Genomic DNA, 23,017 nt, shown 5'->3' on the forward strand with positions numbered 1-23,017 from the left:
CCCATCAAGAGCCTCGAATGCCAACCATCGTCAAGACACCATCAGGGACCTGGAAAGCCGTCATCCGCAAGACCGGCTTCCCCACCACCAGCAAGACATTCCGCCTCAAGCGCGACGCCGAGGATTGGGCGCGCTCCACCGAAGACGAGATGGTGCGCGGCATGTACGTCAAGCGAAGCCAGGCCGAGAAGATGCTCTTCTCGGACGCCATGGATCGCTACTTGCGCGAAGTGACGATCCACAAGCGTCCGTACACCCAGCAGGGCGAGAAGCCCCGAGCGGCCACCCTCAAGGCTCACTTTGGCGCCTACGCGCTGGCGGGCATCACATCAGAGCTGGTCGCCAAGTACCGAGATGACAGACTGGCGGGTGTTCACCGCAAGGACGCCAAGGGCAACCCTCAGCCGCTTCAGCCCAACACGGTGCGCCTGGAGCTTGCCTTGCTCGGGCACCTGTTTACCGTGGCCATCAAGGAGTGGGGCGTCGGCCTGGTTTACAACCCGGTCCTCAACATCCGTCGGCCGTCACCCGGTGCAGGGCGCAACCGTCGCCTGAGCGCTCAGGAAGAACAGCGCTTGATGCAGCTGATCGACCAGTATTCCAATCCCATGCTGCGGTGGATCGTGCGCATCGCTGTCGAGACAGGCATGCGTTCGTCTGAGATCACCTCACTGAAGGTTGACCAGGTCGATCTGGCGAGACGGGTGGTGATGCTCAAACACACCAAGAACACCATGCCACGCACGGTGCCGCTCAGCCTCAAGGCGTCGGCCTTGTTTCAGGAGGCCGTGGACAACCCACTGCGCCCGAAGAGGGAAACGCATCTGGTGTTCTTTGGCGAACCGGGCAAGGATGGCAAGCGCCGGCCATACAACTTCAACAAGGCTTGGTTGGAGATCAAGGCGAAAGCGGGGATGTCGGATCTGCACTTCCACGACCTGCGGCACGAAGCTGTGAGCCGCTTTGTCGAGGCCGGCCTTAGCGACCAGGAGGTGTCGACCATCAGTGGGCACAAGTCGATGCAGATGCTCAAGCGCTACACCCATCTCAGGGCGGAGGATCTGGTGGCTAAGTTGGATCGTTTATCCGACGCGACGTAATGCCATTTGGGTGCAGACCGCCTATCATTCATCGACGGAATCAAATTCAATAATCATCATGACACTCGACATCAGAGGCAGCTTAAAAAGCACAAAGCTCAGCAGAAATCCTTATGTCGTATTTGAGGAATTGATCTCCAATGCGATTGACTCCTTTTTGATTCGCAAAAACAGCGACGCCTCCGCAAAAAATCTGCATATTGATATTGCGGTCGAGTTTTTTTCCACAAACTTAATCGGCGATCTGGATGATATGTCGATTTCCTGTGGAGATAATGGTTGCGGCCTGGGGGATGATCAGCTCGAAGCGTTTCTAACGAAAGATACGTCTTACAAGGATGATCTGCCTATTCCTGGCATTGGAAAATGTATGGGGGCAGGCCGAATTCAATTTTTCCATCATTTCTCCACGCTCACACTAGACAGCACCTACCGCACCGGAGATGGCTTCTTTAGACGTCAGGTGAGCTACTCCGAGCCAACGAAACAGATTACTCCTCAGGATTTTTCATCCATTCCAGGAGCAGCAAGCAATCTCGGAACAGAAGTTTTTCTGAAAAATCTGAGGGCGCCAGTTCGTGACCGCATCCTCAGGAAGACTTCACCAGTTGATCTGTATTCCGCGCCGACGCTCAAGCAACAGATGCTCCTAACTTTCCTGCAAAGACTTGTCGGACTTGGTGACCAAATTGGAGACTTCGAGATCAATTTCGTTACACGCCAACGCAAGAACGGAGATTTGGTCAAATCGTCAGAGCGAAGTGACTCCTTAAAACGTGCAGACCTGCCGAATGTTACTAGGCAGCAAATGGTGTCTGTTGAAGAGTGCGATCCCGCCACGGGAGAACGGTTGGGTACGCACCAAAGCTTCAATCTATCCCATTATCAACTTGATGCAACAAAATACAACCTACCGAATAACGCGGTGGCGTTCTGCGCCAAGTCATCTCCAGTTAAGGATGTCACGTCGAAATATTTTCGGACGCGGGCGGAGCAAATCAACCCAGTAGGGGGCTTCTACCACTTTGTGCTTATCGAGAGTGAGTATTTGGATGTTCGCGTAAACGAGCAGCGCGATGATTTTAATGGAATTCCGGATGACATCCCAAGCGGGGATCTTTTCTCCACGGAGAAGATTTCTTATGCGGCGATTCACGAGGCTATCGACCCCGTCATCGTCGAGATGGTTGACCCCTCAAACTGGAGCAGAGATGCTGTGCTACACAATATTGTCAATCAATTTGGCATTAGTGAGGCAATGCTTCAGGATACATCGACAAGAATTCGCTACGGCGAGACCGCCCAGGTCGTGGCGGAACGGGTTCTGAAAAAGTATCAAGAGCAGGTGATTGATGAGACGAGCGCCATTTTCGAGCTAAAGGAAGAAATAAAGAAGACGGAGCCTGATACAGAGGAATTTCGAGAAAAAATCAACGAGTTAGCCTGGAAATACACTTCGTCGCTTAAGAAGTTTGATATGGCAAACTTGTCGCAGCTCGTCGTCCGCCGTGCTGCGATTGTCGAGGTGCTCGATCTTGCATGCGGAAAGAATCTTGCTATGCAGGCCATTAAGGAAGGAGTTCGCCGCAAAGATGAACGCATAATCCATAGCATCTTTTTTCCGATGCGTAAGGATAGCGATGAGGTCAGCGACCACGATATGTGGCTTCTGAGTGAAGAGTATCACTATTACAATTATATTGCGTCTGATGTGCCTTTGGCTGATATATCCTGGAGTGGTGGAGGTAAAGTTTTTGATGGTGATATTGATGTTGAGTTTCAGAAGCTTCTATCCAAGCGCGTAGAAGATAATAAAGCCAAGCGCCCAGACATTGCTCTATTCAACAGCGAAGGCTCTGCAGTCATAGTTGAGTTCAAGGCGCCCGGAGTAAATGTGGATGAGCACATTGGAGATCTATCAGAATATGCATATCTCCTTGCTTCAAAGTCTGGCGGCAAAATTCGGAAGATATATGGCTACTTGATTGGTGACACTGTTAATCCGTTGCGCCTGAGTGGTTGGACTCCATTCTCCCAAGGAAAGGGGTGGTTTTACTCCAACCCCCTGATCGATCCGTATAGTCGGCAGCCGCTCGGGGAAACGTATTTCGAAATCCTGCATTTCGATGACGTGATTGAGCGTGCGAAGAAACGAATCAGAATCTATCAGGGCAAAATTAATCTGGACCTCACGTGAGAGTTTTTTTATGCTCGAGCGCCTCCGCTATTTGTCGGCCCTTCCCCCGCAGTACCTGATAGCGTGGTGGCTATGGCCTGAACACTACCTGCTTCGAACTGAATCCCGAAGGATCGTAAGTCGCGATACTGACTGACTACAAAACGCAGGTCTGAGGTGCCATGCGTGAAGCAATCCTGCTCCGTGGCGCTTCACCCCACCGAATCACTTCGGCCTGTTTGAGCTTTGGCATCACGCCAGACAAGGCGAGCCGCACAGTGCGGTCTGTAATGCCGAGCCGTACCGCCGTCTCCTGCGGACTGAGCCCTTGCATCTTCATGGCCAGGCACTGCGCAGGTGTGCCTCGCAGCTTGCTGTGCACAAGCGCATAAGCAGCTCGCCGCACATCCTCTGGGTGTGCGCTGACCGGCACGAGGTGCAGCTCCCACCCCGATGGCGTGGTCTCATCCGGTATGAACTTGAACTTCGTGTCATACCGAGCGAGGCCGAGCTTGCGGATGTTTTCCATCTCTGCCCAGAAGTCGGCCTTGAACTTGAGATCCCGTCTGTAGTTCGATGCCGATGTCTGAGGGTTGTGCTCGCTGCAAAAACGTCGGCTGGTGCTCAGCTTTCGGTTGTCCTCATCACGCTGATCACCTTTTGCCGTCACCTCCGACGGCCGCCAGCACAGGTCGCAATAGTCCGCGTAACGCCCCTTGGCCTTGAGATAGACCCGTCCGGTTGGGCCGCCAGTGTGCTCTGGCTGCTTGCGGCTGAGCGTGTCGATCAGTCGCATCAGGGTGTCCAGGGTGCGGCAGAACCTTAGGCAGGCTTTGCTCGGTGGCGATCCTGCGTCGCCTTGTGCGCTGCGGACAGCGTGCCTAAGCCGCGCTCGCCACCTCTCGGCGCAGCCTATCGCCGTGAGGACTGTTGTGGCGCCGGCAACGGGCTTGTCACCCTCTGGCGCTTGAAGCCAGGCCTTTGATGGAACGAATCCTTGCAGAAGCTCCCGCTTCCAGCTGCCCCGATAGGACGCAAGGACGCGCGCCACTTCCCCATCCACTTCAGCCTTGAGCAGCGTCGTGATGGCGTGCCGTCGCGATGTCACAGAGTGCTTCTCTGTGATCCTGGCCATGCAGTGCTGAATCGCTTTGGCAACGCGTGCATCCGTGCCGGGTGTGATGAGGTTCTCTTGGTCGTGCACGGCTCAAACGTGGTCGGAAGTATTTGTTCAGAAAACATCGACCAATCATTCTCGCCTCATCCGTAATCTTGCGCAATCTTCAGTGTTGATTGCGGAGAAATACGAATGACCACGGAGCAAGCGCTTGTTGAGAAGTACGGCCCGTTGATGACCTTGTTGCAGGTGGCGGAGTTGCTGGATCGAAGCCCTGAAGGGTTGCGAATCACCATCCGGGGCAACAACGCCCTGGGGCGGCAGCTCGCCATGGCGCGAGTGAAGATCGGTCGACGTGTTCATTTCAAAGCCGGCCTCATCGCCAGGTTGATCGACTGCGGTTGCATTGAAGGGGCTGCGGCCTGATCGACTTCTCTGCTGGCAACGATGTCCAAGGCGATGTGGCCGGAACCATGGCCTGAGCAAGCGCGCGGAGTGCCCAATGTGGCGCTGCGTTCCGCCTTGTTCGGCGTCTTTGGCAAGGGTGCCCGCCGCTACCTTGAGCAGGTGCAAGTCGCCACCACGGGGGACGCTCAGATCCTCTACACGGGTCAGCGCCTGGATCAGGGTGACTTGGATGTCTGGGAGGCCATCTTGCATCTCGCGCGACGCCAGCCGTTGGGGGTTCAATGCGAATTCACGGCCTACCAACTGCTGCGGTTGATCTGCAAGACCGACACTGGGGGCAACCGCCGCACCCTTCACAGAAGAATCCTGCGGTTGAAGGCCACCGCCCTGGAGCTGTCATGCAATGTACAGGGGCGGCGGGTGACGTACATCGGCAGCCTGATCCATGACGCCATTCAGGACGATCGCACGAAGCGGTATGTCGTCGTCATCAATGTGGCCTGGCGCCCGTTCTTCGAGGCCGCCCATTTCACGTACATCGATTGGGTCATTCGCAATGAGCTGGATGGCAAGCCTCTGGCGCAGTGGCTGCACGGGTTCTATTCAACGCATGACCAACCGTACCCATTGACGGTGCAGTTTCTGCACAAGCTGTCCGGCAGCGACACAGCGTGCATGCGCAGCTTTCGGCAGTTGCTGAAGCACGCAGCCGCCGAGTGGGGCATTGCGGCCAAGAAGCATGGCAGCCAGGTCAGTGCGAGCCTGGTGGGCGATTTGCTGCATGTACGGCACGGCTTGAGTCGATGGCGGCTACAGGCCCCAGGCGAGATCTCGACGGAGCCACCGTTGGCCGAGCCCGCCTTGCTGCCGCTGGCTTGATACCGTCACAGCGCCTTCCACAGCCTATCCACAGTACCGTCACGACGCATACGGGTTGCCGTCACAGCGCATGCGCATTACCGTCACAGCGCCTACATTGTCCACAGCCAGAATCGGCAAAAACTCCATTGGGATCAATGGGTTGCGTTCGCGAGGCTGTGGCACCTAATCTTCTTTAATCTCTTTCTAATCTAGTAAGAGGCACGGTTCTGTGGATAAGTGGGCACGGTGATGGGCACAAGCGCTGCTTGTCGATGGCTGCACGCGGGAGGGGCAAGCTTGGGCCATCGATTGAGCGTCGCGCCTGTCTGTTTGGTCTTGATGGAGGGGCTGGTGATCTTCGATTCCACCGAAAGCCCGAAGGGGTCTTGTAGCCGTCGGAACGGTCCCTGCCAGTGTTCGCATCACCTGATTCAGGTGTCAAAAGCAACTGCGGTCCCGATCCTGTACCTGAAGTGTCCCGCCTTGCTCTGTTAGTGAACTGTGGGTGTTCTGATCGCGACCCGCCGATGCTCTGGCGTTGTTCTTGACTTGGCCAGTATCTGTCCCGAAGTTGTTCTGTTCGGCCTGGCACGTTGGCGGTATCGAGGGAGGTCTGAGGACTAGGGCAGGATAGGCCTTCGGGCCGCTTTTGTCATACACCGCGCTTTCCGCCGATGCAATGTCAAACCTCCCTCCTGCTTGGTGCTTGGTGGTTTCGTGACATGATCTTCATGCGGTGGGCAGGCCGAACGATGACAAGGAGAGCGGAATGCAGAAATGGAGCCAAGACGAGGCGGTGGCGTTCGAGTGCGCTCGCGAGTGCATCGTTGACCTCATGGGCATCTGCAGCGCAGAGCTGGCTGACTTGGAAGGGGCTGCAGATGTCTGTGCCGACCACGCCGAACGCATCGAACGGCGTTTGGCCGATCTCGCCGCTGAACTGCGTCGGCTGCATGTGACGGACACCGCGAGCATCGAACGCATCCGCCTGGATTACGGGCAGGAGATCCGCGCGTACCGAGCCACCGCAATCACGCAGGGTTGAGGTCATCGCGAGACCAACTTGCGACCTCACGGTCACGAAAGATGGTCTCGATGGTGGCTGGTGTGGACTGAGCCGGCGTCGTGCGGTTGACCATCTCCAAGGCGATTTCAACCCGGTAATCGTTGAGGCAAGCCATCAGCTCATCGTGTGAGATGAGTTCCTGAGTTCGACCTTGGCCTCGCAGCAGATGGAGAACGAGCGCCAACGGGGCGGCCAGGTGGTCGCAAGCACTGCCGCCTGCGTCAATTTCGCCAAACCCGCAAGCGAGGTCACGCGCAATGCTGCGCAGCCATGATTCGTTGAGGTTGGCGGGAAGTGCCGCCTCGAAGGAGCGCGACAGCACATCCCGCGTGAGCTGTGCGAGATCGGACGCGGCAAAGTCGGAACTGTTCATGGTTGGCCTGTTCGATGGGAGATCTTGGTTGTGCGGCACCGCAGCTAGAGGCATATATGCCGTGGCCAGGAACATAGCACTGTCGGCATCCTCGCCGCGTGTCTCAGCCTGCCCCATCAAAACGAACGGTCCCCTCGCCAGCAAGGCGGGCAACCTCGTTCGAGCCCCAGGCTGCGGCGGCCTTCGGCGAAGTGATCCGAGCCGAGCGCTTGAAACAGGGCATCGCGCAGGATCAGTTTGCTTTGTTGGCGAATGTCGACCGGTCGTACTACGGCAAGCTGGAGCGTGGAGAACGCCAGCCATCTTTGGCGCTGATGCTGCGCATTGCGGGTGGTCTTGGCTTGCCCGCGTCAGAGGTTTTGGCGCGCGTTGAACGCCTTCTTGCTGGCGCGGTTTGACGTTTTCGCGCAGGCGAAACGCAACGGACTGCTGTAACCAGCACGGTAGAATCTCGGCTGAGTGGGCCGTTAGCTCAGTTGGTCAGAGCAGAGGACTCATAGCGAAAGTTGTGCACCACCCAGGGAAACCGGGTGCGTGAATGGCGTCAAATTCGGTGAAACCTGACGGCCGCAAGGCGCAAGGCAATGCCGAGCCAAGCCCGGAACATCGGGAAGGTGTAGAGACTAGACGGCGCCCGCCTTCAGGCCATTGGCCTATGGCGAAGGCATAGTCCAGGGAGTCCAGAAATGGACACAAACCGGAATCCTTTGGTCGTTGGTTCAAGTCCAACACGGCCTACCACTCCCCGTCCAGGCACATCCGATCGCTCCTGTCCCATGGCCTGAATTGGCGCCACCTGTCTGGTGGGGCGATGGGCGCGTGACGGCAGCGCTGATTCGCGTGTGCCTGCCGCTGGGCGCGCTTCGGCGTCGCGGTCCTTTCCCTTCCGCCTCAAGGGTTCGGCACAGGCTTGACAAAATGTCACGTTATTGCAAACATAACAAACATGACATTTTTGAACGACTTGCCTGCCGCGCTGCGCACGCTTCGAGCTACCCTCAACCTGACCCAGGAACAACTGGGTGAACGCCTGGGCGTGTCCTTTGCCACCGTCAACCGATGGGAAGGCGGGCTCTCCAAGCCGCAGAAGGCTGCCGCCGCCGCCATCCAGGCTCTCGCCGTGGAGGCCGGCATCTCAACGGAAGAACTCAGTTCCCAGGCAGCCGCTGTCGAGGTCAGCCGCCGCCGGGCGCGGTCACCGAAGTCGGGCGATCAGGCGCTGACCACCAAACCCATGGAGCAGATGCTGTGGGATGCCGCGTGCTCGATCCGGGGCGAGAAGGACGCGGCCAAGTTCAAGGACTACCTGCTGCCTCTGGTCTTTTTGAAGCGCCTGTCCGATGTGTTCGACGACGAGGTGAGCCGCCTGGCCGAAGACTACGGCGACAAGGCCACCGCGCTGGAGATCGCCGAGGCCGATCACTCACTCCTCCGCTTCTACTTGCCCCCTGAAGCCCGCTGGGGCGTGATCAGCGGGCGCGAGGCCTTCGACTGGCCGCTGGACGACAAAGGCCGCAGCACAGCGCCCAAAGACGCTGGCGAGCACCTCACCCGTGCCCTGCGCGGCGTGGTCAAGCACAACCCCAGCCTGTCCGGCGTGATCGACGTGGTGGACTTCGCGGCCGAGCGCAACGGCGAGCGCGACATCAACCCCGCCAAACTGCGCGAGGTGATCGAGACTTTCTCGGACCCTCGCTACCGCCTGGGCCTGGCCGATGTGCAGCCCGACTTCCTTGGGCGGGCCTACGAGTACCTGCTACGCAAGTTCGCCGAAGGCTCGGGGCAGAGTGCCGGTGAGTTCTTCACCCCGACCGAAGCCGGCTTCCTGATGGCGCACCTACTGCGCCCCCGTCCTGGCGAGACGTGCCACGACTTCGCTTGCGGCTCCGGTGGCCTGCTGATCAAGCTGCAGCTCGTCTCGCGCGAGCTGGACCCGATGGCCAAGGTGCCGCTCAAGCTCTATGGTCAGGAGCTGGAGGGCGCCAGCTACGCCGTGGCCCACATGAACGCCAAGATCCACGACATGGACATCGAGCTGGCGCGGGGCAACAGCATGCTGAACCCCAAGTTCCGCACGCCGGATGGCCGCATCCAGGCCTTTGACATCGTGATCGCCAACCCGATGTGGAACCAGCCGTTCGATGCGGACACCACCTTCGCCAACGACCCCTATGACCGCTTTCGCACGGCCGGCGGCATCACCAGCGGCAAGGGCGACTGGGCCTGGCTGCAGCACACCCTGGCCTGCCTGAACGATCATGGTCGCGCGGCCGTGGTGTTGGACACCGGCGCGGTGACGCGTGGCAGCGGCTCCAAAAATGAAGACAAGGAGCGCAACATTCGGAAGTGGTTCGTCGAGCAGGACCTGATCGACGGGGTGATCCTGCTGCCCGACAACCTGTTCTACAACACCACGGCGGCCGGCGTCATCGTGCTGCTCAACAAGCGCAAGCCCGCCGCCCGCCAGGGCCGCATCGTGCTGCTGAACGCGAGCAAGCGCTTCAAGAAGGGCAAGCCAAAGAACTACCTGCCTGAAGAGGAAATCAAGCCTCTGGCGGCGATGTATCTGAAGGGCGAGGCTGTTGAAGGGGAGGTGACCGTCATCACACAGGCGCAGGCGGCTGATGCGGACTACAACCTGAGCCCGAATCGGTGGGTGGGCCAAAACAACAAGACGGAAGTCGGCTCTATCTCAGCACTGTTGAAGCAAATCAACGAACTTGATGGAGAGGCATCACGCCTATCTCATGCCTTGGCAAACTTGTTGAAAGGCGTGAGCGATGCGCCTGTTTGAAGCCAGCCTGCCGCATCAATGGAAGTGGTCGCGCTTCGGTGATCATTTCGAGATTACTCGCAAGCCGCGTGGAATGACGCTCGCCGCACAGGAGCTGACGTTTTTGCCTATGGATGCGGTACCTCAGAATGGGGCCTACGAGCCAGACTCCTATTTCGTGAGGCGCGTGGAGGACATTTCGAGCGGCACTTACTTTGAGCGGGGGAACCTACTCGTTGCAAAGATCACACCGTCCTTCGAAAACGGAAAGCAGGCCCTGGCGAGCGCCTTGCCAGGTGATTTTGGCTACGCAACGACCGAGGTAATCCCGCTGCGGCCCAAGGGCCCAACCTCTGATATCCGCCTGGCCTTCTTCTACTTGTTGCACCCGGAGGTTCGTAGCTTTGTCGCGGAACGCATGGAGGGCACGACCGGGCGCCAACGCGTTCCTGAGGCTGTTCTGCTTGACTTGCCTTACCCGAGCCTGCCCGCAGACCACCAACACCGCATAGCAAGATCGCTTGAACAGGTTCAAAGCGCACTCCGAATCGAGGCCTCTGCATTGGAGGCCGCTCAAAAGCTCAAGAAGTCTGCGCTCGAAGCGCTATTTGCGCAGGGCCTTCACAGAGCCCCCCTCATTGAGAGTGAAATCGGGCCGCTGCCGGCTAGCTGGGATGCTGTACCACTTGGCAGCCTTGGTCGAGTGGGAAATGGGTCTACGCCGAAGCGAACAATTAGCGAGTACTGGAATGGCGGCGCCTATCCCTGGCTGACGAGTTCCAAGGTCTACGACCGGAACATCACGAAGGGGGACCAGTTCGTCACCGAGACCGCGCTTCGGGAATGCCATCTTCCCAAGATCCAGCCCGGCGCGCTGCTGATAGCTATCACTGGCCAAGGCAAGACGCTAGGACATTGCGCAGTTCTACGCACCGAGGCCACGGTCAGTCAACATGTCGCATATGTGCAGACCGATACGACCCGCGCGAATCCGGTCTTCCTGCGTGGCTACCTGGAAACGCAGTACGACTATCTGCGGCAAGTCGGCGCTGGTGGCGGAAGCACTAAAGGTGCGTTGACCTGTGCGTTCCTGCGCAGCTTGCCAGTCCCTTTGCCGCCGTTGGCAGAGCAGAACGAAATCGCTGAAGTCCTCGACGCAATCGACGCAAAGATGGCCCTGCATCAGCAGAAGCAAGCCGTCCTCGAAGAACTGTTCAAGGCACTGCTACACAAGCTGATGACCGGCGAGATCGATGTCAACGATCTGGACCTCAGCGCCCTGCAGCCTGCCACCTGAACCGACTAGCCGAAGGGAGAGAAGAAGATGAAGAAGGAACTGATCACCAAGTTGCACAAGAGCTTCGAGGACTGCGCCCATCAGAAGGATGGCGTGGAGTTCTGGCTGGCGCGCGAGCTGCAGGAGCTGCTGGGCTACGCGCAGTGGCGCAACTTCGAGCTGGTGGTGGAGAAGGCCAAGATCGCTTGCCAGAACGCGGGGCAGCCGGTGGCCGACCATTTTGCTGACGTCAGCAAAATGGTCGAGATCGGCTCTCAGGCCGAGCGCCCGGTGGAGGACATCGCCCTCACGCGCTACGCCTGCTATCTGATCGCGCAAAACGGCGACCCGCGCAAGGATGCCATCGCTTTCGCGATGACTTACTTCGCGGTGCAGACGCGCAAGCAGGAGTTGATCGAGACCCGCATCGCCGAGTGGGAACGGCTTCAGGCGCGCGAGAAGCTCACGCTGTCGCAGAAGGAGCTGTCCGGCGTGCTGTACGAGCGCGGTATCGACAGCCAAGGCTTCGGCCGCATCCTCAGTAAGGGCGACGCGGCCCTGTTCGGCGGCCTGAGCACGCAGAACATGAAGGGCAGGCTGGCTGTACCGGAGGGCCGCCCGCTGGCTGATTTTCTGCCCACCATCACCATCAAGGCGAAGGATTTCGCCAACGAAATCACCAACACCCAGGTGAAGCAGCGTGACCTGCGCGGCGAGGCCAGCATCACCCACGAGCACGTCAAGAACAACCGCGACGTGCGCAAACTCCTGACCGACCGCGACATCGTTCCAGAGGAGCTACCGGCCGCCGAGGACGTGAAGAAGCTGGAGCGCCGCCTGAAGTCAGAGGCGAAGAAGCTGCCGAAGCAGACCTCCAAGCTGGCCAGCCCCAAGAAGTGACGGCCTGCAACCTGAAAGCTCCTGCCCCATGAGTGAACTCAAGATCAGTGAAGCCGGCAGCGTCCAGTTTCCGATGGTGGACCACGCGGTCGAGATCGGCTGGACACCGCTGACGCCGCAAGAGGCGCTGTACCGACGCGGCGGGGAGGCCGGCAGCTTCCTGCGCGGCACGCTCGCCCACAAGCTGGCCGAGTTCAACCCGTGGCTCAGTGATGAGGGTGTGCGCGGCGTGATCGACGCGCTGGAGGCGCTGCCGCCCACCATCGAGGGCAACCGCCAGCTCTTGGCCTGGCTGCGTGGCGAGCATGGCTGGTATGACGAGGCCGAGAAGCGCCACCGTCGCATCACGCTGATCGACTTCGGCACGCCGGGCGCCAACGACTTCCATGTCACCTGGGAGTGGCGGATCAAGCCGCCTGCCCGCAAGGGTAACCGGGCCGATGTGATGTTCGTCGTCAACGGCGTGCCGGTGTGCATCGTCGAGCACAAGAACCCGAAGGACGGCGACGCCATCGAGCGCGGCATCAAGCAACTGCGCCGCTACGAGCTGGAGACGCCCGAGCTGCTGGCCAGCACCCAGCTCTTCAACGTGACGCACCTGCTGGACTACTGGTACGGCGTGACCTGGAACGTCACGCGCCGCGACATGGCGCGGTGGAAGCAGGTGCCCGAGGAGACCTACCGATTCGCTGTGCAGTCATTCTTCGAGCCGACCGACTTCCTGCGCACGCTGCAGCACTGGATCTTGTTCTACGTGCAGGATGGCGAAACGCGCAAGTCGGTGCTGCGGCAGCATCAGCAGCGCGCCATCCAGGCCGTGCTGGACCGCTGCGCCGATCCCGCCAAGACGCGTGGCCTGATCTGGCACACCCAGGGCTCCGGCAAGACCTTCACGCTGCTGACGGCGGCCAAGCGCATCCTGGAGGACAAGGCCCGATTCCAGAACGCCACCGTCATCCTCGTGGTGGACCGCACCGAACTGGAAGGCCAGCTCAAAGGCTGGGTGGAGCGGCTGCTGGGCGAGATGCAGAAACAGGACATCGCGACCAAGCGGGCCAACTCGAAGGCCGAGCTGCAGTCGTTGCTGGACGCTGACTTCCGGGGCCTGATCGTCTCGATGATCCACAAGTTCGAGGGCATCTCCAAGGCGAGCTGCACCCGCGACAACCTGTATGTGTTCATCGATGAGGCACACCGCTCGGTGGCCAAGGACCTCGGTACCTACCTGATGGCTGCGGTACCCAACGCCACCATCCTGGGCTTCACCGGCACCCCTATCGCCAACAACGCACAGGGCGAAGGCACCTTCAAGATCTTTGGCGCGCAGGATGACCTGGGCTACCTAGACAAGTATTCGATCAAAGAGTCCATCGAGGACGAGACCACGCTGCCGATCAAGCATGTGATGGCGCCGTCCGAGATGACCGTTCCTGCGGAACGGCTGGACAAAGAGTTTTTCGAGCTGGCCGAAGCTGAGGGCATCACCGACATCGATGAACTCAACAAGGTGCTGGACCGCTCGGTCGGCCTGCGCACCTTCCTGTGTGCTGACGATCGCATCGAGAACGTTGCGGCTTTCGTGGCGCAGCACTTCCAGGAAAACGTGATGCCGCTAGGCTACAAGGCCTTCGTGGTCGCGGTGAACCGCGAGGCCTGCGCCAAGTACAAGCGCGCCCTGGACAAGCTGCTGCCCCCCGAGTGGACCGTGCCGGTCTACACCGACAACGCGGCCGACATCGTGGACCGGCCGCTGGTGGCCGAGCTGCAGATCAGCCCCGAGCGCGAGGAGGATGTGCGCCTGCTGTTCAAGAAGGCGGACCGCGAGCCCAAGATCCTGATCGTCACGGACAAGCTGCTCACGGGCTACGACGCTCCGCCGCTGTACTGCCTGTACCTGGATAAGCCCATGCGCGACCATGTGCTGCTGCAGAGCATTGCACGGGTCAACCGCCCCTATGTGGATGCCCAGGGCGTCAGCAAGAAGGTCGGCCTGGTGGTGGACTTCGTGGGCGTGCTGCGCGAGCTGAAGAAGGCCCTGAAGTTCGACTCTGATGATGTGAGCGGCGTCATCGAGGACCTGGACGTGCTGATGGCCGACTTCCAGCAGAAGATCGTCCTGGTCAAGGCGGACTATCTGGTAGATGTGGGTGATGGCGGCGCCGACGAAAAGCTGGAAAAGGTGGTCTATGGTCGATTCCTCGCGACCGACGTGCGCAAGACCTTCTTCGAGCGCTACAAGGAGATCGAAGCGCTGTGGGAAATCCTGTCGCCGTCGCCTGAGCTGCGTGACCACATCGCCACGTACAAGCAGCTCTCTGTGCTGTACGCCGCCGTGCGCAACGCCTACGCCGACAAGGTTGGCTTCGTCGCGGACCTGGCCTACAAGACCCGCCGGCTGATCGAGGAGAACGCCACCCAGCAGGGCCTGGGGCGGCTGACCAAGAGCATCACCTTCGACACCAAGACCTTGCAGTCGCTGCGTGGCGACGCGGGTACCGACGAGGGCAAGGTGTTCAACCTGGTGCGCGGCCTACAGAAGGAGATTGACGACGACGCCAACGCAGCCCCCGTGCTGCAGCCGCTGAAGGACCGCGCCGAGCGCATCCTGAAGGACATGGAGGAGAGGCGCACCACCGGCCTGGCCGCGATGGACCAGCTCGCCGCGCTGGCGGCCGAGAAGGAGGCTGCGATGCAGGCCGCAGCGGACAGCGGACTGTCCGGCCGGGCCTTCAACGTCTACTGGACGCTACGGGCGGATGCAGACCTGAAGGAGGCCAGCATCGATCCCATGGCGCTGGCGCGGGAGGCCGAGATCCAACTTGGAAAATTCCCGAACTCGGTAGTGAACTCCGACGAGAAGCGCCGACTGCGGGCATCGCTTTACCACCCGCTGCTCAAGCTGTCTGCCACAGCGCGCGCGCGCGTGGTGGACGCCATGATCGCGGTGCTGCTGAAAGATTCGGATGGCTGACATGGCGACGGCAAATCATCGCAAGCAACCCGCCCAGCGCCGTCGCAAGGGCTCGGGCTACCCCGTTCAGGACCTGAGGCAGCGCGCCCTGGCTTGGGCCGTGAAGTTGCGGGTCAATCCGCGTGTCATCCGGGTGCAGGACATGCGGCACAAGTGGGGATCCTGCACGTCCCAAGGCACCGTCACGCTGGCCCATGACCTCGTGGACCGTTCCAACGAGTTCCAGGACTACGTGATCGTGCATGAGCTGCTGCACATGCGATATGCCAACCACGGGCGGGTCTTCAAGGCGCTGATGAGCGCCTATGTGCCGACATGGCGGCAACTGGAATCTGAGGCTGACAGCCCACCTGTGAAGACGGGATGCTGAAGCAACAGATCAACAACACATCAGGGAAGATGAAATGACGGACACCAAGGCTGGCAGCGGGACTGACGCCGCGACCATCGAGGCACTTCGGCGCGAAGCGCAGCGGATCGAAGAGGACGCCACCTATTCCAGCAAGGGCCACTTCAACGCCGAAGACACCTGGGTCAAGCGCAACTACTGGCTCGGTGTTCCGGCCACGGTGCTGGGAGTGATCGCGGGCGCATCGCTGATCAAGAGCTATCCCGAGTGGGCCATGGCGATGACGCTGCTCGCCTCCCTGTTGACCGGCCTGATGACCTTCCTGAAGCCCAATGAGCGTGCTGCACTGCATCGGGCCGCAGCGGGTCAGTTCCTAGCCCTTCGCAATGAGGCTCGCTTCTTTCGGGAGATCGAACTGCTGCAGCTCGATCGCCTGGCCGAGCTACCCGACAAGCTAAGGGCACTCTCAGCCGCCAGGAATGAACTGAACCAGAAGAGCCCCAGCATCCCTCGCCGTGCGTTCGTCGCTGCCCGCAAGGGCATTGAGGAGGGCGAAGCCACGCACAAAGTTGATGAAGGGGTTTGAGCGATGTCCGTCCTGAGCTTTCTGACCGACCTGGCCAGTAGCGCGGTGCTGTCCGGCACCGAGCAACAGTCCATCAATACCTCGGTGAGCACGCTGGAGAGCCGACTCGGCCTGCACTTCCAAGCTGGCGCCATCAAGCAGCACTTCCGCTTCGGGTCGTCCACGCGCGGGACCATCCTACCGAGGTCGATGGATGAGCAGTCCGATGTCGACTACATGATCGTGTTCAACGATGCCAGCGCCACGCCGCAGACGTACCTGAACCGCCTCCGGTCCTTCGTTGAACGGCGCTACGGCACCTCCGAGATTTACCAGTCACAGCCGACCATCGTCCTGGAGCTGAACCATATCAAGTTCGACCTGGTGCCGGCCACCACGGACTGGTTCGGCCAATTGCAAATCCCGAACGGTTCAGGTGGCTGGCAGGTCACCAATCCCAACGACTTCAACACGACGCTGGAATCCAAGAACAAAGAGCACCGCTCGCTGATCAAGCCGACGATCCGTCTGTTCAAGTTCTGGAACGCGGCCAGTGGCTACGTCTTTCCATCCTTCGAGATGGAAAAGTGGGTCTGTGGCCTGTCGTTCTGGTTCGCATCGAACCAGCGGGACTACTTCTTCGCGGTGATCGATGCCCTGAGCACGGACTTCTCGTACACGCAGAGGGTCAACAACGAGATCACTCGCGCCAAGGTCATCGTCCAGAACGCCAAGCGATACGAGGCTGAGGGCTTGCCGCTCAAGGCCGAAGGTGAGATCAGGAAGCTGTTTCGCCTCTGATGCCATCCGCCTAGGCTCCTGGGTGGCCTGTGTTCTTGAGGTACGCGAGCGGTACAGCCATCAGCTAACGCTGCCTTCGGAAGAATTCGCTAAGTTACTGTCACCAAAGTACTTTCAGCTCTTCTTGGCTACGGTTGCTTCCGGTACACTTCCCTAGGTACACACCGTTGCAAGCCAACTCATAATCCTTTGGTCGTTGGTTCAAGTCCAACACGGCCTACCAATCCCTGTTTCCTGTTCCGGCATGGCGGTGTTGAACAGATCCTGTCCGCACAGCGCGACGCCGCCCGCGAGACTCCAGGTGTTTTGCCGTCCCATGCCGCGCAAGGCTCTGGCCGCCTGAGCGCTGCGGTTGCCACTGCGGCAGACCAGGACGAGCGGTATTTCCGCCGTTTGTCCGAGCCAGCCAGGCAACGCGTTGATGATTTCGCTCATGGGCGCGCGATCGACGCGAAGCCTGGTATCTCCCGGCACCAGGGCTCCGACGGCCTGTTCCACCCGCTCGCGCACATCCACCAACCGGATGGCGGGTGCCTGCTGAAGCAAGGTGTGCAGTCCGCTCACCGAGAGCTCGAGGGGCTCGGACGACGGCTCCGTGATCGACCGGCCCGCCACAATGGCCAATCGGGCGTCGGGGTCGTGGCGCGGCAAATCGAAGACGATGTCGCCGTCCACATCTATCGCCTTGGCTGCGTCAGCACCGAACCTGTAGCGCAGCGCACCGTGCTCCCACAGTTCGAGAACGCCGTCCTGGAGGCGTCTCAATTGCCATGGACCGAGCGCAATGAGGTCCTGGGCGAGCGGCCAACCCAGCGGGTCGCAGGGGGTAGGGGCCGGTTGCGCCAGTGCTCGGGCGGCATGCTTCAGCGAAGCGGCCCCCGACTGCTTGCCGTCATCGTGTGCCGTATTGAGCACGGCCACCAGCGAGCAACCACGACACCTCATCCATTGCAGTATGGGTTCAACCTGTTCGGCACGCGGGTCGATGACGACGCAACGCCGTTGGCCCGGGTCTGTCACGACGTAGGTGCATTCACCCTCTGCGGCGAAGCGTGTCACCACGCTGTGTGCATCGGTTCCCGCCGCAACGTCGGGAAGCAGGCGGCTGGCCTTGAGTGCCAGCCCACACTGGCGTATGCGTCTACAGGCCTCTTCGATGGTGTCTTCGGTATCGGCGGCTCCAAAGGAGAGCCGCACTGCAGATGCTGCGCGCCAGGCTTCCAGGCCCATGGCCTCCAGCACGTAGCTCGGTTGCGCGCGTGACGATCCACAGGCTGAGCCAGCACTCATGCGCAGCCCGGCAGCATCGAAGACCTCCAGCAGCAGACGTGATGTCACGCCAGGCACGGAAAAATTGACCGTGGTCGGCAGCGCCATTGCCAGAGGTGTGTTCAGCACCAGATCGGGAAAGGCGGTGCGCAATGCATGGACGAGCTGCTTCCGATAGGCTTCGAGGACGGACGAAGGGTGAAATGCCCGGCCGCGTTCCAGCTCCTTCAGCACCGCGCCGAGTGCGGCGATGCCGACCATGTTTTCAGTGCCCGACCGCGCGGCATTCTCCTGGCCGCCACCCGCCATCAAGGGTGTAAAGGGTGCACCTTCGCGCACGTACAGCATGCCGACCCCCTTGGGGGCGTAAAGCTTGTGGCCGGAGAAGGGCGCGTAGTCGATTCGCCGCTCGGCCAGCCGGAGATCCAGCTTGCCCAGAGCCTGCACGCTGTCCACGAGCCACAAGGCGGGGCTCCCATTCATTGCCAACGCGATTCCGTCGAGATCAGACACGACCCCGGTTTCGTTGTTGGCCGCCATCGTGCACACCATGGCGGCCTGCGGAGCGTGATGCCGCAGCCATTCCAGTGCATGGCGTCCGTTGCGATCCACGGGAATGGGCTGGACGTTCAGCCCCAGGCAAAGGACCTTGTTCCAGTGTTTGAGCGCTTCAGGCACTGCCTTGTGTTCGGTTGCCCCATACAGCAACAACCCTGGCAGTGCTTCTCCGCTGTCGCGCTTCTCCCGCCAGGCGTTGAGGCATGAAAGGACAGCGGTCTGGATGCCCTCGGTGGCGCCACTCGTGAACAGGATGCGGCCCGTTGGCATGCCGAGAACGCGACGCGCGCTGGTACGTGCCGCGTCCAGAACCGAACGGGCTCGCAACCCAGCGCTGTGGACGCTGCTCGGGTTGCCGAACGCATCCTGCATGGTTTTCATGGCCGCTTCACGAGCCAGGGGCAGCACGGCGGTGGTCGCATTGGAGTCGAGATAGATGTCCATGGCCGGCATTGTCGAAGTGCTGCTGGAGAAACTGAGTGCAAAATTCTTTTATATGGTTGAAAAAATGGAATCAAATTCTTCTGATAATAGAAATCATGAAATTGAATTCCATAGATATCAAGCTTCTTGCCCTGCTCCAGGAGGACGCGACGATGCAGATCGCCGATCTCGCAGAGCAGGTGGGCCTCACACAGACGCCCTGCTGGCGGCGTGTCCAGCGTCTCAAGGAAAGCGGTGTGATCGCGAAGAACGTCGTGCTGCTCGATCCGCTGCGCGTCAACGTGGGGGTGACCGTCTTCGTTGCTGTGCGAACCAGCATTCACTCCGAGGAATGGTTCGAGCGCTTCCGGGCGACCGTTTCGCTGATTCCGGAGGTGGTGGAGTTCTATCGGATGAGCGGTGATGTCGACTACCTGCTTCGGGTCGTCGTCCCTGACATCGCCGCTTATGACAAGGTCTACAAGCGTCTGATCGCAGGCAATCAGGTCTCGGATGTCAGCTCCAGCTTCGCCATGGAACAGCTCAAATTCACGACAGCGCTTCCGCTGAGTTACGCCAGGTAGGGAAGCGCAAAAAATGCTGCTATAATTCAAGGCTTCGCGGCTGTAGCTCAGTTGGATAGAGTACTTGGCTACGAACCAAGGGGTCGTGGGTTCAATTCCTGCCAGCCGCACCAGAACATCGTTCTAGAACAACGGGTTAGCTCCAAAAGAGCTAGCCCGTTTTTCTTTGCTGCGGGACTTTTGCGGGACTCGGAATTGATCATCAGCATCCGAGGCTCAAGTTCGTGTGCCGGCTTTCCGCAGCGCATGCTCCGCTTTCAGCGCCTGGAGGCTCTTGTTCCAGCCGTTGGTCGGCTTTGTGATCTTCTCCAGAGCTTCGTGAATCTCTCGGATCTGGGCCATGGAGTAGTGGTCCGTAACGGAGCGATTGCTGTGCCACAGGACGTCCCGCCGGGTCGACTCACTGACGCCAGCCTCACGCAGTCGCATGCCCACCGTATGGCGAAGGTCGTGGACATGCAGATCGCCCAGACCCGCCCTTGAGCGCGCTGCTTGCCACGCGCTGTTGTTCATGGCCTTGATTGGTCCAAGTTCACGGTGGCGCCAAGACATCGCGAAAACGTGGGTCGGGTGGTGCCCCCGCGCTTCTTCAATCACGGCCTGGGAAATGCTGTTGCACACCACCAGCTTTGAAGTGCGGCGCCCCTTGACGTTTTCTGGCGGGGTCTCGAAAACTGAGATGTTGAGCTCCGGCACTGGGATCTCCCAAGCCCATTGGAGATTGCAAACCACATCGTCTCGCACGCCACTGTGCAGAGTAAACAGCGCCATGTCGTGAAGATGCTTCGGCAACTCCTTCAGCAAATGCGCCTGCTCGTCCCAAGTGATCGGCCGTGGAGGACGCTGATGACCTATCAAAGGCAACATGGTGATCAGGGGGGCAGAGACCAGCCAAGGTTTGCCCGACTCGGGATCGCGCCAAGTTCCCGCTGCCAGATTGAGGACTCGACGCACCGCGCCCAGGCTCAAATTGATCGATTTGTGTGAGATCTTTGCCTCGCGTCGAGCATCAATGAAAGGCTGCAGTGTTCCTGAATGAACTTGCTCAAGCAGAAGGTCGCCAATGTAGGGCATCACGGCCTTCAGGTGATAGCCAGACGACTCCACTGACGCCATATGCGCATTCTCTTCAATGAAGCGCCCTGCAGCTTGGTCAAAGGTACGGGCCGAGCGCGCCAAGGTAATAGCCAGCGGAGATTGCCAAAGCTCGCAGCCGCGTTGGCTGAAGTCCGCACATGAAAGGCAGCACGACGCTGAGGGCGCCTCCCCATGCAGTCCCCGGCCAAGCCACATAGCCAAGCGTAAGTCCACAGATGCCAATCGCCAGCAGATACATCTCAAGACTGCGCTTCACTGCCGTACCTCTGGGTGGCGTGGGGCTAGTAGGCCCATGTGGGACGCGATTCGTGACAGGCCGGTCGAACCAATCAGATGGGACCGGAGGGGGACGCGAAGCTGGGACGCTGGCTCGCCTGCTCGCGCGAGATGGATCCACCTGCGATCCGCGTCGTATCGGTCGAGATGAAGGTCCCAGGCGTTGTGGCCTGAGAGCTCGACCTCCAGCGTCAACCAGTCGCAGATTCCCTGTGTCAGTGCTTCCGATGCGGGTAACACCGCACCCACTTGCGCGACACATGCCCCTTCGAATTCGAGCAAAAATTTCAGGACAGCTTTGAGACGTGCGCCCTCCTGCACACGGCGCAGCCATCGCGTTGGCCAGCCTCGTTCACTGCTTGCCACCAGCAGGATGAAGCCAAGGCGCGATGCTGGGCTTTGTGCAGGTTGATGTGCTGGTAGTGCGAGCTCATGCTGAAACGTCGCACCTCCGGGCAGCGCGTGTTCCAGCAAGAAGCGGGTGGTCTCAGGTTCCCAGTGCTCAAGATCGGTTACCCACGGTAGCCGGTGCAGGACACTTGTGCGTACGCCTTCGGGTGCCCAATTTTGCAGGGCCTCCTGAACCATGTCCCAATGTGTTGAGCGCGGCCGCAGAGCTGGGCCGTTATTAACGACCACATGGTCCGTCTCGCAGAACAGCACGGGAATTGCCAGGAGGTCATTGAAGGTGACTTTTTGGCGGTGCCGGTAGGCCAGCCGGGTCGCCGTGACGGCAAGTTGGTCCAGATCCTCTGCGGTTTGTACGCCGGGATCCATCGCGTTTTCGCCTGTTTGAAGGGCTGTGCGCCCTGCACCCCTGGTCTGGCTTCCCTGTTGCATCTCGCTTAAACACTTCACGAGCAGTGATTGCCGTTCTTCTTTCATGGCATCCCTGCGGTCCGGACGGTGGCATGTTTCGCAGGAACCAAGTCAGATGTCACCTGGCTTGTGCTGATGTGTGATGGTTTTGTCATGGCTGAATCAGTAGTCGCTGTCCTGCCAGAGGCGGTACAAGTGGTCCTCCTCCATCTGATCCTGAATCTGCTTGTAGGGGTCGTCATCGTCGTCATCAGAGTGTGATGATCGGCCTCTCGCGCTGCTGTTGCCTTGATACGCGATCCAGACAACAAAAATCAAGAATCCGAGCATCAGCCAGGTAGTGGAGTTCATGCCCGAGCTCCTGTGAGGAGGGAACCTCGGCCAAGCAAGCGCAGTGGCTCCCTCGAGATAATTCGTGCAGCGGCCCAACGCAGAAAGCAGATCTGCTCATGCAGGTTGCTAGGTTCCGGCATCGTGCGCAGCCCAAGCTCGTCGACCATGGCCTCGAGCAGGGGATCCAATGCACTGCGGGTTGCCCAGAGCGAGAATCCCAGGCCGGGCCGCAATTGACGCAGCTTCTGCACGAGCAGGTTGCGTCCGCACACCGACTTCAAGAGCCAGTGGGGCGCCCCGGTGATAGATCGATTCAGCGCGGCAACGTCGAAGTGCTGTCTGAGGGTTTGGCGCCAGGCCGTGGCCCGAATCGCTTCTTGGAGAGTGGGAGTCATTCGTTCCTCTTGCGTGTGGATTGGTCAGACCAAGTTCGCACAAGAGGCCCTGATGTCAAGGCCGCGCGGTCAATGTTTCGTCGACTGCAGCTCGACCTGCAGGCCGCTGGCAAGCGGAGTACATCGGGTGAATGAAAAATCTAGGGGCCCGTTGCCAATGCTCAACAAACCAAGTTGCGATGACATTCGCAGGAGCACGCTTTTCCGCTGCGCTTAGCTTGCTTTCTGAGCATGGACGCCTAGAATATTTTTCAACGATTGTGTTCAACCAGGAGTTCAAATGTCGGCGCCAGATCTGCTCAAGGTATTCATGCTTGTTGGAATCCTGTTGGCCATTTGTGGAATCCGTTGGTTGAACAGAGAAATTGCAAGGCTTGCCGAGGAGAATCGGCGCAAGCGTGCTTGTATGGGTTGCAGTGAAGAGTCGCCCTCCCCCCGCGTCAGAATAGTTGTCGCCCCGATAGAACCAAGAACCTGGGGGCGGCGATGAAGGACGACAGTGGCTCGATACGGACAAGCATTCAAA

20 protein-coding genes and 1 tRNA gene are annotated in these 23,017 nt (G+C 59.7%); 15 read left to right on the top strand and 6 right to left on the bottom strand.

Going from position 1 to position 23,017, the window contains the following annotated elements; genetic code table 11:
* Positions 1-17: 17 nt before the first annotated feature.
* Positions 18-1,100 carry a site-specific integrase gene (locus tag J2X09_RS14455; protein ID WP_204733954.1) on the top strand — a complete coding sequence of 361 codons (1,083 nt, stop codon included), beginning with the start codon at positions 18-20 and terminating at the stop codon, positions 1,098-1,100.
* Between the two features lie 58 nt (positions 1,101-1,158).
* Entirely contained in the window at positions 1,159-3,297 is a 2,139-nt protein-coding gene (locus J2X09_RS14460; protein WP_204733953.1) for a hypothetical protein, read from the top strand.
* A gap of 136 nt (positions 3,298-3,433) precedes the next feature.
* On the opposite strand, the gene J2X09_RS14465 is transcribed toward J2X09_RS14460, so the two are convergent.
* Entirely contained in the window at positions 3,434-4,072 is a 639-nt protein-coding gene (locus J2X09_RS14465; RefSeq protein WP_204733952.1) for a helix-turn-helix domain-containing protein, read from the bottom strand.
* 513 nt (positions 4,073-4,585) lie between these two features.
* Between J2X09_RS14465 and J2X09_RS14470 the strand changes: the two genes are divergently transcribed.
* From J2X09_RS14470 to J2X09_RS14480, 3 genes are all read left to right on the top strand, one after another.
* Positions 4,586-4,819 (top strand): DNA-binding protein, encoded by a 234-nt coding sequence (locus J2X09_RS14470; RefSeq protein WP_204733951.1) that lies wholly within the window; start codon positions 4,586-4,588, stop codon positions 4,817-4,819.
* Between the two features lie 33 nt (positions 4,820-4,852).
* Positions 4,853-5,680, top strand: coding sequence for a plasmid replication initiator TrfA (trfA, locus tag J2X09_RS14475; RefSeq protein WP_310308611.1), 828 nt, complete (start codon positions 4,853-4,855; stop codon positions 5,678-5,680).
* Between the two features lie 751 nt (positions 5,681-6,431).
* Entirely contained in the window at positions 6,432-6,707 is a 276-nt protein-coding gene (locus J2X09_RS14480; RefSeq protein WP_204733949.1) for a hypothetical protein, read from the top strand.
* Here the strand turns inward: J2X09_RS14480 and J2X09_RS14485 are convergent.
* The gene (locus J2X09_RS14485) at positions 6,694-7,101 is read right to left on the bottom strand and encodes a hypothetical protein (RefSeq protein WP_204733948.1); all 408 of its coding nucleotides are present in this window, start codon (positions 7,099-7,101) and stop codon (positions 6,694-6,696) included. The two genes, J2X09_RS14480 and J2X09_RS14485, sit on opposite strands and share 14 nt — an antisense overlap.
* A 191-nt stretch (positions 7,102-7,292) precedes the next feature.
* Here J2X09_RS14485 and J2X09_RS14490 point away from each other — a divergent pair, with 191 nt between their 5' ends.
* From J2X09_RS14490 to J2X09_RS14525, 8 genes are all read left to right on the top strand, one after another.
* Positions 7,293-7,499 (top strand): helix-turn-helix domain-containing protein, encoded by a 207-nt coding sequence (locus tag J2X09_RS14490; protein ID WP_310308613.1) that lies wholly within the window; start codon positions 7,293-7,295, stop codon positions 7,497-7,499.
* 548 nt (positions 7,500-8,047) lie between these two features.
* Positions 8,048-9,895, top strand: coding sequence for an N-6 DNA methylase (locus J2X09_RS14495; RefSeq protein WP_204733946.1), 1,848 nt, complete (start codon positions 8,048-8,050; stop codon positions 9,893-9,895).
* On the top strand, positions 9,882-11,171 hold the full coding sequence (locus J2X09_RS14500; protein WP_204733945.1) for a restriction endonuclease subunit S: 1,290 nt from the start codon (positions 9,882-9,884) through the stop codon (positions 11,169-11,171). Before J2X09_RS14495 ends, J2X09_RS14500 begins: the two co-directional genes overlap by 14 nt.
* 27 nt (positions 11,172-11,198) lie before the next feature.
* Positions 11,199-12,050 (top strand): DNA damage-inducible protein D, encoded by an 852-nt coding sequence (gene dinD, locus J2X09_RS14505; protein WP_204733944.1) that lies wholly within the window; start codon positions 11,199-11,201, stop codon positions 12,048-12,050.
* A 28-nt stretch (positions 12,051-12,078) separates the two neighbouring features.
* Entirely contained in the window at positions 12,079-15,021 is a 2,943-nt protein-coding gene (locus J2X09_RS14510) for a type I restriction endonuclease subunit R (protein ID WP_204733943.1), read from the top strand.
* Position 15,022: 1 nt separating this feature from the next.
* On the top strand, positions 15,023-15,391 hold the full coding sequence (locus J2X09_RS14515) for a M48 metallopeptidase family protein (protein WP_204733942.1): 369 nt from the start codon (positions 15,023-15,025) through the stop codon (positions 15,389-15,391).
* Positions 15,392-15,425: 34 nt separating this feature from the next.
* Positions 15,426-15,956 (top strand): SLATT domain-containing protein, encoded by a 531-nt coding sequence (locus tag J2X09_RS14520; RefSeq protein WP_204733941.1) that lies wholly within the window; start codon positions 15,426-15,428, stop codon positions 15,954-15,956.
* A 3-nt stretch (positions 15,957-15,959) separates the two neighbouring features.
* Positions 15,960-16,736, top strand: a complete 777-nt coding sequence (locus tag J2X09_RS14525) for an SMODS domain-containing nucleotidyltransferase (protein WP_204733940.1) — start codon at positions 15,960-15,962, stop codon at positions 16,734-16,736.
* Positions 16,737-16,937: 201 nt separating this feature from the next.
* Here J2X09_RS14525 and J2X09_RS14530 read toward each other — a convergent pair whose 3' ends face one another.
* Positions 16,938-19,007 (bottom strand): aminotransferase class V-fold PLP-dependent enzyme, encoded by a 2,070-nt coding sequence (locus J2X09_RS14530; protein WP_204733939.1) that lies wholly within the window; start codon positions 19,005-19,007, stop codon positions 16,938-16,940.
* 95 nt (positions 19,008-19,102) lie between these two features.
* Between J2X09_RS14530 and J2X09_RS14535 the strand changes: the two genes are divergently transcribed.
* Together J2X09_RS14535 and J2X09_RS14540 are read left to right on the top strand one after the other, a co-directional pair.
* Complete coding sequence (locus J2X09_RS14535) at positions 19,103-19,570, top strand: Lrp/AsnC family transcriptional regulator (RefSeq protein WP_204733938.1); 468 nt, start codon at positions 19,103-19,105, stop codon at positions 19,568-19,570.
* 36 nt (positions 19,571-19,606) lie between these two features.
* A tRNA-Arg gene (locus J2X09_RS14540) sits at positions 19,607-19,683 on the top strand.
* A 103-nt stretch (positions 19,684-19,786) separates the two neighbouring features.
* Here the strand turns inward: J2X09_RS14540 and J2X09_RS14545 are convergent.
* The 3 genes from J2X09_RS14545 to J2X09_RS14555 form a co-directional block, all read right to left on the bottom strand.
* On the bottom strand, positions 19,787-20,749 hold the full coding sequence (locus J2X09_RS14545) for a tyrosine-type recombinase/integrase (RefSeq protein ID WP_204733937.1): 963 nt from the start codon (positions 20,747-20,749) through the stop codon (positions 19,787-19,789).
* Positions 20,750-20,920: 171 nt separating this feature from the next.
* On the bottom strand, positions 20,921-21,829 hold the full coding sequence (locus J2X09_RS14550; RefSeq protein WP_204733936.1) for a hypothetical protein: 909 nt from the start codon (positions 21,827-21,829) through the stop codon (positions 20,921-20,923).
* A gap of 96 nt (positions 21,830-21,925) precedes the next feature.
* Positions 21,926-22,114, bottom strand: coding sequence for a hypothetical protein (locus tag J2X09_RS14555; protein ID WP_204733935.1), 189 nt, complete (start codon positions 22,112-22,114; stop codon positions 21,926-21,928).
* Between the last annotated feature and the right edge of the window lie 903 nt (positions 22,115-23,017).

The organism is Hydrogenophaga laconesensis, from assembly GCF_031457235.1.
GTDB lineage: Bacteria > Pseudomonadota > Gammaproteobacteria > Burkholderiales > Burkholderiaceae_C > Hydrogenophaga > Hydrogenophaga laconesensis.